Origin of the sequence: Variovorax sp. J2L1-78, from assembly GCF_030317205.1 — a bacterium.
Lineage (GTDB): Bacteria > Pseudomonadota > Gammaproteobacteria > Burkholderiales > Burkholderiaceae_C > Variovorax > Variovorax arabinosiphilus.
The window spans coordinates 897974-913679 of record NZ_JASZYB010000001.1 but is presented as its reverse complement, the minus strand read 5'-3'; the positions used below and the strand labels follow the sequence as shown (position 1 = coordinate 913679).

Annotated in this window: 15 protein-coding genes; 2 read left to right on the top strand and 13 right to left on the bottom strand. The window is 65.2% G+C overall.

The features are described from left to right. Positions 1 to 3 precede the first annotated feature (3 nt). The 3 genes from QTH86_RS04435 to QTH86_RS04425 all read right to left on the bottom strand — a co-directional run bounded on the left by QTH86_RS04435 (position 4) and on the right by QTH86_RS04425 (position 3636). Complete coding sequence (locus tag QTH86_RS04435; protein ID WP_286645872.1) at positions 4 to 855, bottom strand: transporter substrate-binding domain-containing protein; 852 nt, start codon at positions 853 to 855, stop codon at positions 4 to 6. Positions 856 to 925: 70 nt separating this feature from the next. Beyond that, positions 926 to 2617, bottom strand: a complete 1692-nt coding sequence (locus QTH86_RS04430; protein ID WP_286645873.1) for a rhodanese-like domain-containing protein — start codon at positions 2615 to 2617, stop codon at positions 926 to 928. A 107-nt stretch (positions 2618 to 2724) separates the two neighbouring features. Further along, positions 2725 to 3636 (bottom strand): class I SAM-dependent methyltransferase, encoded by a 912-nt coding sequence (locus QTH86_RS04425; RefSeq protein ID WP_353505991.1) that lies wholly within the window; start codon positions 3634 to 3636, stop codon positions 2725 to 2727. A 315-nt stretch (positions 3637 to 3951) separates the two neighbouring features. Between QTH86_RS04425 and QTH86_RS04420 the strand changes: the two genes are divergently transcribed. Together QTH86_RS04420 and QTH86_RS04415 are read left to right on the top strand one after the other, a co-directional pair. Continuing rightward, positions 3952 to 4725 (top strand): SDR family NAD(P)-dependent oxidoreductase, encoded by a 774-nt coding sequence (locus tag QTH86_RS04420; protein WP_286645874.1) that lies wholly within the window; start codon positions 3952 to 3954, stop codon positions 4723 to 4725. A 10-nt stretch (positions 4726 to 4735) separates the two neighbouring features. Beyond that, a complete protein-coding gene (locus tag QTH86_RS04415; protein ID WP_286645875.1) occupies positions 4736 to 5611 on the top strand; it encodes a CmcJ/NvfI family oxidoreductase in 876 nt (291 codons plus the stop codon). Positions 5612 to 6973: 1362 nt separating this feature from the next. Here QTH86_RS04415 and QTH86_RS04410 read toward each other — a convergent pair. The 10 genes from QTH86_RS04410 to QTH86_RS04365 all read right to left on the bottom strand — a co-directional run bounded on the left by QTH86_RS04410 (position 6974) and on the right by QTH86_RS04365 (position 15700). Next, entirely contained in the window at positions 6974 to 7603 is a 630-nt protein-coding gene (locus QTH86_RS04410) for a hypothetical protein (protein ID WP_286645876.1), read from the bottom strand. A 15-nt stretch (positions 7604 to 7618) separates the two neighbouring features. Beyond that, positions 7619 to 8251, bottom strand: coding sequence for a hypothetical protein (locus tag QTH86_RS04405; protein ID WP_286645877.1), 633 nt, complete (start codon positions 8249 to 8251; stop codon positions 7619 to 7621). Positions 8252 to 8327: 76 nt separating this feature from the next. Continuing rightward, on the bottom strand, positions 8328 to 8525 hold the full coding sequence (locus tag QTH86_RS04400) for a hypothetical protein (protein ID WP_286645878.1): 198 nt from the start codon (positions 8523 to 8525) through the stop codon (positions 8328 to 8330). Then, positions 8518 to 8928: a M15 family metallopeptidase gene (locus QTH86_RS04395; protein ID WP_286645879.1), complete on the bottom strand. Its 411-nt coding sequence runs from the start codon at positions 8926 to 8928 to the stop codon at positions 8518 to 8520. Before QTH86_RS04395 ends, QTH86_RS04400 begins: the two co-directional genes overlap by 8 nt. A 1-nt stretch (position 8929) precedes the next feature. After that, complete coding sequence (locus QTH86_RS04390; RefSeq protein WP_286645880.1) at positions 8930 to 9439, bottom strand: hypothetical protein; 510 nt, start codon at positions 9437 to 9439, stop codon at positions 8930 to 8932. Positions 9440 to 9570: 131 nt separating this feature from the next. Continuing rightward, a complete protein-coding gene (locus QTH86_RS04385) occupies positions 9571 to 11403 on the bottom strand; it encodes a replication endonuclease (protein WP_286649421.1) in 1833 nt (610 codons plus the stop codon). Beyond that, a complete protein-coding gene (locus QTH86_RS04380) occupies positions 11403 to 11702 on the bottom strand; it encodes a hypothetical protein (protein WP_286645882.1) in 300 nt (99 codons plus the stop codon). Before QTH86_RS04380 ends, QTH86_RS04385 begins: the two co-directional genes overlap by 1 nt. Next, a complete protein-coding gene (locus QTH86_RS04375) occupies positions 11699 to 13198 on the bottom strand; it encodes a hypothetical protein (protein WP_286645883.1) in 1500 nt (499 codons plus the stop codon). The genes QTH86_RS04380 and QTH86_RS04375 overlap by 4 nt, the downstream gene beginning before the upstream one ends. 2 nt (positions 13199 to 13200) lie before the next feature. Continuing rightward, positions 13201 to 13419 carry a hypothetical protein gene (locus tag QTH86_RS04370; protein WP_286645884.1) on the bottom strand — a complete coding sequence of 73 codons (219 nt, stop codon included), beginning with the start codon at positions 13417 to 13419 and terminating at the stop codon, positions 13201 to 13203. A 490-nt stretch (positions 13420 to 13909) separates the two neighbouring features. Further along, complete coding sequence (locus QTH86_RS04365; RefSeq protein ID WP_286645885.1) at positions 13910 to 15700, bottom strand: hypothetical protein; 1791 nt, start codon at positions 15698 to 15700, stop codon at positions 13910 to 13912. Positions 15701 to 15706: the final 6 nt, after the last annotated feature.

Here is a 15706-nt window from a genome sequence, read left to right as displayed (position 1 = left end):
CGCTTAGGGTGCTGCCTTGAAGCGAGCCTGCAGCTTTGGCAACAGCGACTGCGGCGGTTCGATGTGGTTGCGCTTCTCGGTCTCGATCAACCAGCCGCTGCGGTGCCACTGCTGGACCACCTTGTCGACGGCAGCGATGGTGTCGGCTTCGCCCTTGCGGGCCCAGACGACCGAGGGCGCGGGCAATAACTCTTCGGTGATCGGCGCCGCGTAGGCGGCCCATTCGGCGTTGCCGCGCAACAGAGGCTGGATGAGGGTGGCGTCATGCACGGCTGCCACGCAGTTGCCGCCGCGCAGCGCGAGCAGCGACTCGGACGAGGTCTTGAAACCGCGCACCTGCGCGCCGTACTGCTCCTGCAGCGGTTTCACGTAGCTGCTGCCTTGCGAGGCACAGACCACCTTGCCGCGCAGGTCTTCCCATTTGGCGATGCCGCTCGTCTTGAGCACGGCGGCCGTGCCGCCGACACGGTAGAAGGGCGTGGGCGCGTGGCCCAGGATCTCGCCGCGGTCGGCGTTGTATTCCATCGAGGCGATGAGCAGGTCGACCTTGCCCGACTGCAGGAACTGCACCCGGTTCGAGGGCTGCACCTGCACCAGCTCGACCTCCGCACCGAGCTGCCTGGCCAGGTCGCGCGCCAGGTCGGGGTTCCAGCCGACCAGCTGCTGGGTGGCGGGGTCGATCGAGCCGAAGGGGCCGCCACTGACCATCACGCCGATGGCGACCTTGCCGCGCTGCTTGATGCGATCGAGTGTGGCGTCCGCATGCGCCGCGCCCAGGCACAGCAAGGTGGCGAGAGCGACGGTAGCGCGCGGGGAAAGAAAAATCGAGGAGAAGAGGCGCGAACGGGAAGTCATCGAAGGTGAATGGCGAAGCAGGGCAGTCGGCAATCTTCCGAGGCCACGACTGCCCAAGCAACGAACGCCTTCAACTATCGATATGCGTTTTTCCGTACGGGCTGTGGTGCGCACCCGCGGAAACGCGGAAACTGGCCAGTTCCTCGGGCGCGCACTGGGCGATGAGGCCCAGTTCCCAGTCGAGGTAGCGGCGCGCGGCCTCGAGGTTGCCGTCGTGGCGGTCGTGCACGAAGAGCAGGAAGTCGATGGCCTCGGCATCGGGCGGCGACGTCGGCGTGGCCTGTTGAGCCCAACCTGCGGACGCGACCACTTCCGCGCGGGCCCATGAAAGCTGCTGCCAGCCGCCCTCGCGCAGATCCAGCGCGGCCAGGCGTGCGACGGTTTCGTCGGGCGCGATCAGCAGCACGGGGCGCTGCAGGTCGCCGCCGGTCGCGGCCCAGGCATCGGCGACCACGCGCGGTCGGATCGACCAGACGGCGCCGCGCGCATGGCCCGCCCGGTAGGCCGGGGAGGGCCGCAGGTCTAGCACCGCGGGGGGCGCGTCGGTGTCGTCGTGCCACGCGGACAGCGCCTCGGCGTCCACCGCCGCCACTGCCGGCGGCAGCGGCACCGGCGCACGCGCGGGCACGCGCAGGTCGGCGGCCAGGCCGTCTTCGACCAGCGCCGCATCCAGGCCGAGCCGGCGCAGCCACAGGGCCACCACCGGCGCGCGCACGCCGTCGTCGTCCAGCACCAGGATGCGTGCATGCCGCACCCCGACTTGCAGGTCGGTGGCCTGCAGCAGCTGGCCGCCCGGCGCGTGGCGCGCGCCCTGCAGGCCGCCGGCCGCGAATTCTCCCGCGGTGCGCACATCGAACACGAAGGTGGTGCGGGTGCCGTCGTCGAGCCAGGCCTGCGCCTCGGCAGCGGTGAGCACCGGCACGCCGGCGTGCCGGGCCGCGGCGGTGGCGTCGTCGCGGGCGGCCTGGCGTTGCACCGCCTCGGGCGCCGGTGGCACCGTTCGCGTACTGCCGCGTTCCAGTTCGAGGCCCGCGAGCGCCCAGCCCTGCGTGCCGTTCTCCAGCGCGAGCACCGGGTTCGGCACACCCAGATCCCGCAGGATCTGGGCGCCGACGATGCTGCGCGTGCGGCCCGCGCAGTGCACCACGATCGGCGTGGCCGGGTCCGACACCAGCGTGCGCCATCGCAGGGCCAACTCGCCGTTGGGCACGGGAATGGCGCCGGGCAGCGTCATCTTGCGGTGCTCTTCGAGCGTGCGGCCGTCCACCAGTACCAGCGGCTCGCCTGCGCGCTGGCGCTCGGCCAGTTCGCGGGCACTGATGTGCGGCACGCCGAAGGCATGTTCGGCGATCTCGCCAAAGGTTTTCGACGGCAGGTTCACGCCCTTGAACAACGTGTGGCCGGCGCGCTCCCAGGCAGGAGCACCGCCCGCGAGCACCCATACATCGTCGTACCCCAACGCCTCGAGCCGGCTGGCAGCGCGGTGCGCCAGCGCGGAGTTCGCGTCGCCGTCATCGAAGAGCACGGTGCGCGTGGCGCGGCGCGGCACGAGGCGGGCCACCTCCGGTTCGAGGCGGCTGTAGCCGGCATGCACCGAGAAGAACGGATGGCCTTCGCCGTATTGCCCGTGTTCGCGGATATCGAGCAAAGCCAGCTCGCGGCCGTCCTGCAGCCACTGGTGCAGCGTGCCGGCCGAGATGGCGGGCGCGCGCGTGGCGGGAGCAGTCGAGATGGTTTCGGAGATTTCGGAATGGGCGGTCATCGGTGCGGCAGGAGACAAGTGGGCGGCACCATAGCAACTTCGCAGACGCGTTGCTACGAAGACTTCCGCATAAGCAAGTGCGGCAGCGCCTGGCTTGGCCTACCGCTTCAGCGCGCGCCGCGTGACGGCGCCGCGGCCGACAGGGGCTTCACGAAGCGCAGCGTCATGCGGTCCGATTCACCGATCGCCAGGTACTTCGCGCGGTCGACGGCGCCGCCCCGCAGCGTCGGTGGCAGCGCCCACACGCCCTGCGCATGGTCGTGCGTGTCGCGTGGGTTGGCGTTGACCTCGCTCGCGGCCTGGAACACGAAGCCGGCCGCGCGGGCGCGCTCGATGACGAAGTCCTGCGGCACGTAGCCGCTCTCGATGACGCGTGCAAGCGAGGTGCCGGGGAGGGCGCGGTGTTCTTCCACGCCGAGCACGCCCCCGGGCTTGAGCACGTCGAAGAAGGCACGCAGCGTCTCGTCGAAGTGGCCGTCGGCGATCCAGTTGTGGATGTTGCGGAAGGTGAGCACGGCGTCGGCCCCGCCGGGCGGGTGGATGTCGGTGAAGCGCGTCACCGGCAGCGTGCCGAGCACCACGCGCCGGTAGGTCGCGGGGTCGGCCGCGAGCTTGTCGCGGAAGGCCGCGCGGGCGCGGCGCTGCTCGCTCGTTCCATCGGCCGGGTAGTGCGCGGCGTAGAGGCGGCCGCGTGGGTTCAGGAAGGCCGCGAGGATTTCGGTGTACCAGCCGCCGCCGGGCGCGATCTCGATCACCTGCCAATCGGAGCGCAAGCCGAAGAACTCCAGCGTCTCGAAGGGATGGCGTGCGCCGTCCCGTGCCCGGTTGGCCGCGCTGCGCTGCGGCCCATCGACCGCGGCGCGCAGGACCGCCATGGATACAGCGGCCGATCGGTCCGTGGCTGCCGCGGCACCCGTCAATGGCAGCAGGGCCAGCGTCGCGAGCATCCGTCGGCGAACGCTGGACGTACCGACGGACACATCGGCGTGATCAAGAAGGGCAGGGGGACGGAAGTTCATGAGATCCACGAGCTGTGCATGACAGGGCGGTGCGCACGTCGCGCACCCGGCGAGATGGCGGGAGGATGGCACAACGCGGCCTGCCGTGCAGCGTGCAAGGGCTCGCGCCGACCAACGCGGACCGAATCTCGAAAGTTGGAATCCGTCTTTGGCGGCGCGTCGACCTGTCTCCAGAATGCGGGGCATGACGGTCCGGGTCCCACAGGCATGCAGGGTTTCTCCCGCGGCGCAGGCGCGCCACGTGATCGCCGTGACCATCGCTGCGTGGCACATCGCGCTGCGTTCTTCCATTGATCGAACCCCACTGCTGCCACCGTGAGTCACTCCTCTTCACCTTCGCGCGCACCCGTGGCGTGGATCGCCGGTGTCGGCGCGGTCGCCGGCCTTGGCGCCGCACTGGCACGGCGCTTCGCCGAGGGCGGCTACACCGTGGCCCTGACCGGCCGTACGCCGCAGCAACTCGACGCCGTGAGTGTGGCCATCGAGGCAGCCGGCGGCCGGGCACATGCCTTCGCCGGCGACGTGGCAAGCGAGGCCGAGGTCCAGGGCATCGGCCAGCGCGTGCGCGCGCTGGGGCCGCTGTCGGTGGCGGTGTTCAACGCGTCGAGTGCGGTGCGCGCTCCCACGCTGGAGATCACGGCTGAGCAATTCACGCAGGCCTGGCGCACGACCACGCTGGGCGGGTTCCTGTTTGCCCGCGACGCTTTGCAGGCGCTGCTGGCCAATGGCACCGGTGCACAGTCCCCGCAGGGGCGCGGCAGCCTGCTGTTCACCGGCGCCACCGCGGCGCTGCGCGGTAAGCCACCGTTCGCCGCCTTCGCGGCGGCCAAGGCCGGGCTGCGGTCGCTCAGCCAGAGCCTGGCCCGCGAGTTCGGGCCGCAGGGCGTGCACGTGGCCCATGTCGTGATCGACGGCGGGATCGATGGTGAGCGCCTGCGTGCCGGCGCGCCCCAGCGTGTCGAACAGGCCGGTGCGGACGGGCTGCTCCAGCTCGAAGCCATCGCCGAAACCTACTGGCAGCTGCATGCACAGCACCGCAGCGCATGGACACAGGAAATCGATCTGCGTCCCTTCAAGGAACCGTTTTGAGGACTTCCCCATGAGCGCCGTCTTGAACTGCTGGCCCGGTGCCGTGACCTTGCCGAGCGTGCAGGCCGAACTCAACTACCTTCGGCCAGGAGAACCGGGAGAAGGCCGGCCTGTGAGCTACACCTTCGAGCCGCCGCCCGGCGTGCCGTGGACCACCGGAGAGATGGCGCCTTCGCGCGTGTCGATCCACGACGGCCGACCGCTCGCCGCCCTGGGCGAGTTCTCGCTCGATCGCAGCGGCTTCGCCTACCGGCGACACCGCAGTGCGGTCACCGATTTCTCCGACGACGCTGCGATCCGCGCCACGTACTACGCCGAGTCTGAAGCGCTGCTGCGCGAGGCGACCGGCGCCGAGAAGGTCGTGGTGTTCGACCACACGCTGCGCGACAGCGCGCTGGGCTCACGCGCTACGTCGGCGCTGCGCGAGCCGGTGCGCCGCGTGCACAACGACCAGACCTTCGTCTCGGGCCCACGGCGTGTGCGCGATCACCTGCCGCCGGAGGAGGCCGCGGAGCGGCTCGCGCACCGCTTCGCCATCATCAACCTGTGGCGGCCACTGGCCACCGTCGAGCAATGGCCACTGGCGCTGTGCGACGCGCGCACCATCGCACCGGGCGATCTGGTGCCGAGCGATCTGGTCTACCGCGACAAGGTGGGCGAGACCTACGGCTTTCTGCACAACCCCGGCCACCGCTGGTACTGGTTCCCGCGCCTGCGGCCCGACGAGGTGCTGTTCCTGAAGATCTACGACTCGCGCGAGGACGGCACCGCGCGCCTGACCGCGCACACCGCCTTCGAGCAGCCGGGCCAGTCGCCCGACGCGGCACCCCGCCGCAGCATCGAACTGCGCGCGCTGGTGTTCTGGCCGGCAGACAGCCGCCACTGAATGTTGTCGCCCAACTCGAGGGATCCAAGCTGGGTGGGGTCCCTATGGATGTTATTTAACATAATATACATTGTATCTAGCTGACGGTGGCAGCGACCGGATGCTATCGCACGGGCGTCCTTGTTACGATTGGTAAAAAGAATCGACAGGGAGAGCCCCGATAGCACCCATGCATCGGGTGCAGCGCTATGGCTCAGGGAAAAGCGAGGACTCCGCGCACGGACGACCTCGGGCTTATCTTTTTTCACATCAGGACCACGCGACACGGCCCCACGCGCCGCAGCTGGCAGCGCCGGGCGCGCCTCGCGCTTGATTACCTGTATCCAGACCTGACGCCCGCCGAGCGGCATGAGGTGGCATGCGTCTGGAGCCAGCCCGACTGCCACCGCATCGCCTCCAAGGCGTTGCGGAAGGTTCGGCCGAGCGGAATATCCGAGTCGTTCGCAGACGGCCAATGCATCCCGGCGCGCAGGTTCACACGCGCCGGCTTTGATGCAGCCGGGAACCCGACGCGCAAGAAAAAGCCGGGCATTGCCCGGCCTACCGCATCGGCGAACGATGCGCACTATCAGGATCAGGCCGTCAGTACCACGACCCGAAGCCCTTGCACGCCCCAGCATCCCGCGCGCCGCGACACTCGCGCTTCAGACGCCTCTCGCGCTGGTCCCGTGTCTCGCCGCCCGGCAGCCGCGCCATTTCGCGCGTGGAAACCTTCGGGCAATGAAGCCCGCCGCGCGGTCCAACAGTACACCCGGATACGTCGCGCTTCGCCGCCGCAGCCGCGCCCGGCGATGCCGCGAGTACTACCGCGAGCGCAGCCGCTGGCGCCAAAGCCCGCACGAGTTGCGAAACGAACGCTGCACCCGCAGCGAATGAAAACACCACTTTCGATGACATATCTTCTATCCCCCTGAAATCCGCCACGACATCAATGGCGTAGCGGATTCTGCCCCGAAAGTTGGCGTGAATGCGATGCCATATTGAGCGCGGGCGCTTCCCGCATCCCGCCCGCGAAGGCCGCTAGGACACAATTGTAGAAATTTGCCTCACATGAGTATCAAGCGTCGAATCAAATGCCTCAAAACCCCGGCATATCGCCGAAAACCCCCTGCAAATTGAAATTCCAACTGTTTCTGGTTACTTTGTCAGTCGGAGACTTTTCCGTTTTTTCCCCAATTTCAGGCATGGCGCCACGAAAACGACGATGTTATCCATGATGACCGCGACCAAAAACAATCTTCCATGCAAGCGTTATCCATGAGCGGCGTTTTCAAAATGAGTCTCTTCATCGTTGTTATCCATTATGAGTCTCTGAAAAACATCGATTTTTCAAGATGTTATCCATGATGGGATCGCGCCGATTTATCGCGGAATCCAGACTTGCTGGTGCTTTCTCGCGTATTTCTTCTGATACCACGCATTCAGTACTTTCCGCTGCTCGACCTTTTCAGTGATGCCCGCACGCCGCCACGTTGCTGCGCGACGAGCCGCCTTCGTGAGCCCCGCCGTCAATAGACGCTCGGCCGTGCCGTTCGCCACCGCCTCCTTGACGCCAGCCTCCACGGCAGCCTTTAGCCCTTCAGCGTTCAGCACAGATTGAATTGGCACGCCGAGAACTGCGGTCAGCCGTTGAGACAGAAGACCGTCGATAGCATCGGCCACACCGTCTCCGGTGAGGTTGTCAATGTCCAAGCCCGACTGTTCCGCGACCAGCTCTTTCACCGCGTCGGGCGTCAGTTCGCGCTCATCCGGGAAATTCAACCCTGCTTTCCGCAGCGCCGCGCGGATGTTCGGCCCGTAGCGCTCAAGCGCCCTTCTCTGCAATTCATCCTTCGCCGCGTTCACGGAATCTTCCCACGAGGCTCCATCGGTGTAGTTGTCAATCACCAGATCGATGATGTCCTGCGCCATGCCCGCGTTATCGCGAGCCGTGGCGATGCCAAGCGTCTTCAGACGCGACGCGCGCTCCTGCGCCTTCTGTTTGAGAGTCAACCCCATCTCTTCCTCCTACTGTTCGACCGTCGCGCCAAAGGGCACCCAAACACGTTTGTGCGTTCGCCTGTATTCGGCCTGTCGCTTGCGGTTGTCCACTGACGCCGCATCCATCTTGAGCGGCGGACGGCCCGGCCTTGGCGGTGCTGGCAATCCCTGCGCATGCGCCTCCGCATACTCCTTGCGCACCGCCTTGATGATGTTGACCAGCATCACCAGCTCTTTCGCGTCGTTCACGAGATCACCGCCGCCCTCGCCCACCTGTTCCGCCACCTTGTCAGCCACATAGTCGCGGAGCGCTTCCTTCAGGCCGTCCACCGTCAGCGTCTTGGCATTGATGCCGAACTCACGCGCCGCCGTGGCGAGCGCCAGCTGCTCGAAGTCTCGACGCACTGCCGCCTTGTCGAAAACGTTGGTCAGTTTGATGCCGACCGTCGCCAGCGGCCCTGCGTTCAATGCCTTCGTGAATGACTCGCGCGTGATCGATTCTTCATCGGCGAGATTGGGCAAACCCAGCTGCTCGAACGCGAGGGAGAGCGCCCATTTTTCGATCTTGTGTTTGTTCCGGTTCAACTGCCGTTCCAGCTGCATTTTCAGCAGCCCGCCGACAATTGGAATATCGATTAGCGACGCCTTTTGCTTTGCCATTTTTACCCCCAAAAAAAGAGCGCCAAGGCGCTCCAAAAAAACTAACTCTGTTTGCTCTTGCGTCGGCCACCACGCCTTAGAAATCTCTGCCCGCGATGGCCTCGCTTTTTCCCACGCCGATCAACCCCGCAATCGCAAGTCCGGCCTGTAGGATGTGCTCGCCAATGGCAGCATCCTTGAACAGCCATGCGCCAATCGCTCCCGCGATGATCGACAGCCCCTGATACGTCGATGGCTCGCGCGCGCGATCCACCCACCATGCGCCCTTACTCATGACGGCCCCCTGCTGAGTTCTGAATTTGGAAATGCACGCGCTCGCGAAGGGCGCCGCGCCAGCGGCCAGCCCACTCCAGCCCGACCGCCTCCCCGCACTCCCCCATCCGCCGCAAGGCGTCTTCGTCGGCCCACAGCGGTGCGCCGCTTCTCGTCGGCACCGCATCGAAGGCCCAGGCTTTGCCCGTGGCATCGGGGTTGTGAAGGGAGCGGCCCGGCCGCGCGTTGGTAACGATGACGCCGGGCACCGTCCGACCTTGCGCGAACAATGCGGCCTGCTCGGCTTCGCTTCGCAACGTGCAATAGATCAGCACGTCGAGCCCGGCCGCTTTGCAGCGAGCCACAAAGGCCAGTGCCGCAAGCCGCACCGGCTCTGCAAGATCGGAGAGCGCCCGGCTAGCCATCTCAGGCCGCCAGGATCGCGTTGATGCGCAGGATTTCGGCCGCCAGCCACGCGCCCAGCTCTTCGACGGAAGCCTTCTGTGCCGTCTTCTCGTCCTTCAACGACTGCGGCACAGTCGGGTCGGCCTCCATCAGCGTGAGTTCGGTTCGCAGCTTGTTGGCTCGCTCGCCCGCCGCCTCCTGCCGCTTTGCGTAGGCCAGGACGATGCCCTGGTTTTTCTTGACGATGTCGCCCGTGAACGGCTTCGGCGCCACCAGGGCAAGACCGCGCATCGTGAACGGCGTTTCGTCGGCCAGCATGCCCAGCGCGCCAGCTTGCTTCAGGAAGTCATCCGCATCGCGGAAGGTCTTCACCTTGCCCGCGTCGTCGGCGACACGATAGCCATCGGGGCCGATGAACACCGTCGCCTTGAAGGCAATATCGGCGCCCGACTTGACGGCCTCCAAGACGAATTGCGAGACGCCCGAATTCAGGGCCAGAACCGCCAGGGCGGCGAGTTGTTTGCGCAGCATTTTCAATCTCCCTTTGAGAAGTGGTTGTGCGATAGCAATGCGCTATCGCTGGCCCGCACTGTGCCGCGTGCGTTTTTCAAAGCAAGAACTTTTTGGAGGGATTTGAGGGATTTGGCCCGGCCGACGCGCTGCTATGGCGGGTCGCGCTCGCTCAGATCGGGGCCGAGGTTCAGTGCGAGCCTCGATTCGGCGACTGCGCGCAGCGTTGGCGCAATGTCGCGCCGGTTGTGCCGGCCTGTCACCGTACAGTTATTGAAACGAGTCCAAGGCGCCGCTACGCGTCGCGATGCGAACCCCTCCCCGCCCCACTCGACGCGCCGCGTCGGCGTGACGGCGAGCGCATCGCGCGCCTTGTCCACGACACCGCAGGCCCAGCGCTCGCGCGCGACCTCATACCGCCCCGCCCGCTCGCGCTCGACCGCATGCACGCACAGCCGGTAGCCAGAACGAGGCAGGCCCGCGCCGCCTTGCGCGCGCATGTAGCGGTGCCAGTCGGCTTGCCGCTCGCCTTTGCGGTGTGCCGCGATCCACGCCGACACGAGCGCATGCGAGCCGCCCGCCGCCGCTTGCTCAGTGACGCGGCGCAACTCACGCCAGACAGTGACGGGCGGCTGACCGATCGCCTGAAACTGGCGAATCCGCCACGTTGCCGCCCACGCCTCGACGCGCTGCGACGGCTTCACCTCCATGTCTCCCAACAAGTCGGGGCCGACCTCCAGCCCCGGCGCCGTGTCGTCGGTGTGCGTGGTGATCTGGTGGTCATCGATGTTCTTCGCGATGTACTTCGCCACGTAGCCGGCAGCCTGCCCCGGAATCATCGATTTGATGTTCACTCGATAGCGATCCGCGCCCGCCTCCGCACCGTCATCCTGCAACCAGTATTTCCGCATCGTCGCCTTCACGTAGGCAACGTCGCCCGGCCTGCACCATAGGAGCATGTGCCAATGTGGGCATCCGTCGTGGTGAGGCTCGGCTACGCGGAAGCCAACAACAGCGACGCCATCCCGATTCCACTTCGCGCGCAGCCGAGCCCACTGTTTCGAGAGCCACGCCTGCGCGTCGGCCGGCGATTCGCCCCGGTGCTTCGGATTGACGCCGCCGCCCTTGCGGTGCGCGTGAAACCGGCTCGGGCAGGTGTTCGTGGTGAACAGGCCGGCCATGTTTTCGGCGTCCGCCCACTCTTCACACCCACGAATGCGAGTCATCAATTCCCCTCGACGGATTGTCTTATTCGAGGTGGATTTTTGCGAAACGGACCAGAGAGACGCCCTTTGCCCGGTCGCCGACTCGATAACCGCCTCTTTCATCATCGCTTCGGAGGCGCGGACCTGTTGAATCCGCCGCCGAACGGCCTGATCCGAGCAGTACCAAGAGCCGGCGCCCGCGCCGACCTTTCCGACCTCGATTGCGCCCCGTTCGTACTGCTGCGCGACCCATCGGCGAAGCTGTGCGCGCCACCACTTCGGGCACACCACGCGACGCGCCAGCCGGGCCACGCCTTCGGCCCATTTCCCCATCGCTGCGCGCTTGCGCTGCGCCGGAATGCGCCCGCCCTGCCGCTCAATGAACGCCGACAGGCGCAACCACACGCGCCATTGCTCGCACACCGTTTCCGCACGATTTAAGAAGGCTTCAAAGGCCGATGCGCGCGCCATCGCTGCGACGGCGCCGGCCCGGCCGCGAATCTCATCCTCTGACAGATCGGCGCCGCGCGCGCCGCCGTACTCCGCGAGCCAGTGCGCGTATTCGGCGCACTCGGCCGCACCCTCTGCCGCACCGCCGATCTTTCGGCCGGCCGCATCGCGTGGCGCACGTGAGGCCCGAGCGCGCGCGATGATGTTGAGTTGCCAATCCTTCGGCAGTTGCTCGGCCACGGCGGCGCGCAGGACGCGCCGCCGTGCACTGTCAGACCATCGCCACGGGATGATGACGGAGCCGAATGTGTCGACCCCGCCCAAGCCCATCAACGCCACGAACAGCCCTCAAGCCGCCGCATGGTCGCGCGCGCTTCAATGCCGACGCATGAGCGCAGGCCATCGGGCAGCGACGCCCACGGCACCGACATGTATCGCTCCCAGTCGTCGGGCGCGCATTGCGCGAGCAGGAAGCAGCGCAGCGCGTCATCCAGCCGCGCCCACCAGTCGGCGGTCCCGCCCCGCAGGTTGCGCCCCTGTGCCTTCGCCTGCACGCGCACGACCTCGATGAACTCATTCGCCCACGCTATCGCCTGCGCCTTCGCGCTCGGCAACACGTCGCCGCTCACGCCTGCGGCCTCGCCCTGATGTACTCAAGCGCACCGCATGGATTGATCGACACATAGAGCTTCGCGAGCTTCCACGCTGTAGCGGTCGGAACGATCTGCACCACCGCTCCAAGGAAGGAGACGGCCACGCCCTGCGCGCCGACCTCAACACGGCATGCGTAGGAACCTCCCGGCACCGGCTTCACCACCGCGTCGACGTATTTACCAGCCACGCCGTACCCGCTCACCATGACTTGCACTCGACCGCCACCGTCGACCACCACCGCCACCGTCCAACGGGCCGAGCCGATGGACATTGCGAGCGCGCCCAGCGGCAGATCACTGACGAGCCGCCACGACCATTCAGCAATCATCGGCGCATCAATGACGCCATCGGGCGTAGCGGCCTCCCAGCGGATTTCGGCCCCTCCCGAAGCAGCCAACCGCCCGCCGAGCGCCGAGAAGACATAGCCATAGTCCACCCAGCGGCCACCGCCTATTTCTGGCGTCATGCCATTGATCGGGCCATCGACGCGGAACGAATCTAGAAAGACTTCGTCGCCGGTCGATGCAGGCTCAACCGGTTCCGGCTCGGGCGGGTCGACTACGCCACCGCTCCCGGGGTCGCCCTTGTCCCCCTTGTCGCCCTTTGGCCCCCGCTCGCCCGGCTGCCCGGGGTTGCCCTGCACGCCCTGCGGCCCCGGCTCCCCTTGCGGGCCCCGCGCGCCCGTAAGACCTTGCACGCCGCGCGGACCCTGCGCGCCATCCTGCCCTGCCGGCCCCGGAACGCCCTGCGGCCCACCAGCCGGCCCCGGCATGCCAGCGAGCACGATTCGCGAAGGCCACAGCGCGCCCGCGTCGTCGTACTCATTCTGTGGCACCCCCTCCACATCCGACACGGCGAAATAGCCGGCCGTCGATAGGTTCGGGGTCGCATACGGCTGCAGCTGCCCGACGACGGAAGAGAACTCGACGCCCTCGCGCTGGCCCAGCAGATACTGGGCACGCATCGAGGCCGTGACGAGATCGCGGACGATCCGCACAATCTTTTCGCGGCCAGCGTTGTAGAACGCCTCCAGCGCCGCCGTGTCGGCCATGACGTAGCTCTGCGCGCCGGGCAGCACCTCGAACATGGACACGGTGCGCCATTGCAGCCCGGACCCCGGCCGAGTAATCGGGTCCGCCACCTGAACACGCAGGAACGTCGCCGCGCCGGGGTCATATGGCAGCAGCGCATGATCGGCTTCGATCACACCCGCAACGATGAGCGCTTCCCACAGCGCCCGCCACTGGTCGCCCAGGTCCTGATCGCGGAACACTAGCGAAATCCCAGGCGGGCATGGCAGCGGTTCGAGCGAGAAGCGCCGCTGACCGTCCTGCTCGTAGCTGTAGAGAGAAACGACGCGAGCCGCGCAGCGGCCCACGTCCTGCAATCGGCGGTTGTCGCTTCGGTAGTCACCACGCGAGCGAGTGATTGCGGTTGGCTCTGGCGCCGGGGCCGGTGCTTCGTTCGCCATGCTCACCCCGCCACCGCTTCGACGGCCACACGCTCAGCACTTTCGGCCTGCAAACCGAGCGCATCGGCGAATACGGCCGCAGCATGCGGCGCGAGCGTGACGCTCGCCTGCACCGCTCGATCAGCGGACAGAATTTGAATGAGGACGTGACCGGGCGACGTTGGCGACGGACGCGATTCGATCCGCTTTCCAGCCAGGGCGATAACTGTTGACTTCGACATGACAGCACTCCATAGATTTAGGAATGCCGCCACCGTCAGCCCATGTCATCGGTCTGCGCGTTGTCTGCAAAGTTTGCTCGATAACGCGCAAACCAAAAGGTCCGAAGGCCAGTCTACAGAGGGAGAAACGAGGCAGTTATATCAACTGCTTTCGTTATCTATACATTGTATCAATCGCATCGCAACGATCTGGGCGTTACTGGTCGCTGGCGTTCACACAAGTGAGTTTGATGCTGCTCTGCAAGTGAATTTGACGCTACCCCCGAAATCGCACTGTGCAAGGTTGAAGCTAGATTAGCTCCGATACCCGCCAAGTGCTACGGGCACTAACTTGTCGTGGTCTTTCCGCTGACTGAAGTCACTCCCAAAATTCCTGGGTCGGAGTCGGCCGACACAAAACAGGTGCAGCAAAGCAGTTTCTTGCGATGCAATCCGGGTGCGCCCGTCTGATCGCAGGTTTGCGCCTCACACATTTGAGCACGCGCGCCTGCTAGTCTGAGCTGAGCAGGTCTGAGATCCCATTGAGGTCCGCAGTCAGGCGCTCGTACACCGTATCGACAGCAAGTCCCCAACCGTTCATATGACCAGCCGGGTCAATGCCGAAAACAGCACACTGCTTGGCAAACTTGTCGTCAAAGTCGGTGTCAGTCCTATGAGACTCGAGTGACCGTAGCTGGCCCAGGGCGAAGACGCTGGTCATCCGCTGAAGCAGCACCCTTGAGTCCCATGCAGAAGCGACAACGCTACTCTCTTCCGGCCAATGGTAGCCACCCTCACGGGTCAACGTCGCCACCTGGCACAGAGCTCCGAGCAGCTTCAAGGAACCCAACTCATTGGTCTTGTCTCGTGGTAGTCCGAGGGCGTTCAACATGTTGCGCAGCGGCGCTGGCTTCAGGGCTTCCATGAGCTTTTGCAGCAGCACGCAGCGCCGCAGAAAGTCGGCCTGGCTCGATTCGAGAAGGGCCACGTTGCCATGCACCGCCAAGTCCGGCACACCCCACCAACCACGGTACTCAATGTCCGATGAGCTGTAGACGCCAATTTCCTCCTGTGTGAATGCGAGCCCAAGCCTATCGCTAAGCCAAAACAGAACTTTGGTGAGCCGCAAGAAGCTCTCCACGAAGGAACGTGCGCGGTTGCTGATGTTCGTATCGCCATAGCGCGCCTTGTCAGCCTCAGCAACTGAAGGATCAACCGCATGTGAATGCCATTCAGCGACGACACCAGGTGGACAGCCTTCGTACAGTTTTTTGAGCTCTACACGAATGAAGTTGCGCCCAATGCGGTTCGTGTAGCCAACAGACCATTGCCCGCTGTATGCCACGCCACCAGACTCTGGGTAGATCGTGAATGCGGAGTTGCTTTGGTACTTCAGCAGAACCTTGTCGGCCACATATCCATAGAGCCATTCTCTTGCTGCGCGCTCATAGGTCATCTGGCCCTCATGACCTGGCCACGCGAGTTCCGGCTTAGCTTCTTCGCTGACCTGCCGACGCCCTTTCGCGAGAACCATGGCTCTTCCCCATGCCTGGCAATAAACTGATCGGCCAGGCGGCAGCTGAAGGTTCAACAGTCGACCTGGAAGCTGGAAATCTTCTGCGCGAGAACCATGAAGAGCAGAAAGGATTGAAGCGTCATGTTCGGGCCGGCGTTCCTCGTAGTAGAACGCGACTGCGGAGCAGCCCTTGAGACTGCAGTAGTCGGAAAAGTACTCTCGGCGGATCTCAACGAACGCCCTCCCCTTTGGGGCATCCATTGAAGTATTAACAACGCTTCGACAGCGCACAACGTCATAGACAGGTCGATAACGGTCATCCCAACTGACTGTGCCGTCCGCCAAGTACCGAGGTACGAGACCGTACACCATGAGAAGGTCGTTGCTCGGAAGAATAACCTCATGGTTGTCAGCGGACCAGGAATTAATGAGGGGCTCGTACCGCTCACCATGCTCAAGACCGTCAATCCAAAAGCCTGATTTGTGTACTCGCTCGCCGTCGACCACAGGCCGAGGTCCATGAGATTCCACTTTCCATCCGGTCCCTTCCGATACGACTACGAGTTCTGCCGCACGAACGGGAGGAACAAGCGCTACAGAAACAACGCGAGTCCCGACCACGTCCCCCAGCGGCATGGTGCTGTATTCGCCAATCACGACATAGTCGCTACCACCCACGTCATACGGTCGACCCCAATGCACTAGCGCCTCAGGCCAAAAGGTGTCTGCTACATGGCTCCTTCCTCGGAATTGAGGGATTGCCCCATCGGTCTTGCTGTCGTTCATATCAGT

Coding starts and splice junctions, on each gene's coding strand:
- QTH86_RS04395 (WP_286645879.1), bottom strand. CDS start 8,928: ATGGCTAGCCGGGCGCTCTCCGATCTTGCAGAGCCGGTGCGGCTTGCG.
- QTH86_RS04405 (WP_286645877.1), bottom strand. CDS start 8,251: ATGGCAAAGCAAAAGGCGTCGCTAATCGATATTCCAATTGTCGGCGGG.
- QTH86_RS04385 (WP_286649421.1), bottom strand. CDS start 11,403: ATGGGCTTGGGCGGGGTCGACACATTCGGCTCCGTCATCATCCCGTGG.
- QTH86_RS04415 (WP_286645875.1), top strand. CDS start 4,736: ATGAGCGCCGTCTTGAACTGCTGGCCCGGTGCCGTGACCTTGCCGAGC.
- QTH86_RS04365 (WP_286645885.1), bottom strand. CDS start 15,700: ATGAACGACAGCAAGACCGATGGGGCAATCCCTCAATTCCGAGGAAGG.
- QTH86_RS04430 (WP_286645873.1), bottom strand. CDS start 2,617: ATGACCGCCCATTCCGAAATCTCCGAAACCATCTCGACTGCTCCCGCC.
- QTH86_RS04370 (WP_286645884.1), bottom strand. CDS start 13,419: ATGTCGAAGTCAACAGTTATCGCCCTGGCTGGAAAGCGGATCGAATCG.
- QTH86_RS04425 (WP_353505991.1), bottom strand. CDS start 3,636: ATGAACTTCCGTCCCCCTGCCCTTCTTGATCACGCCGATGTGTCCGTC.
- QTH86_RS04390 (WP_286645880.1), bottom strand. CDS start 9,439: ATGCTGCGCAAACAACTCGCCGCCCTGGCGGTTCTGGCCCTGAATTCG.
- QTH86_RS04435 (WP_286645872.1), bottom strand. CDS start 855: ATGACTTCCCGTTCGCGCCTCTTCTCCTCGATTTTTCTTTCCCCGCGC.
- QTH86_RS04400 (WP_286645878.1), bottom strand. CDS start 8,525: ATGAGTAAGGGCGCATGGTGGGTGGATCGCGCGCGCGAGCCATCGACG.
- QTH86_RS04375 (WP_286645883.1), bottom strand. CDS start 13,198: ATGGCGAACGAAGCACCGGCCCCGGCGCCAGAGCCAACCGCAATCACT.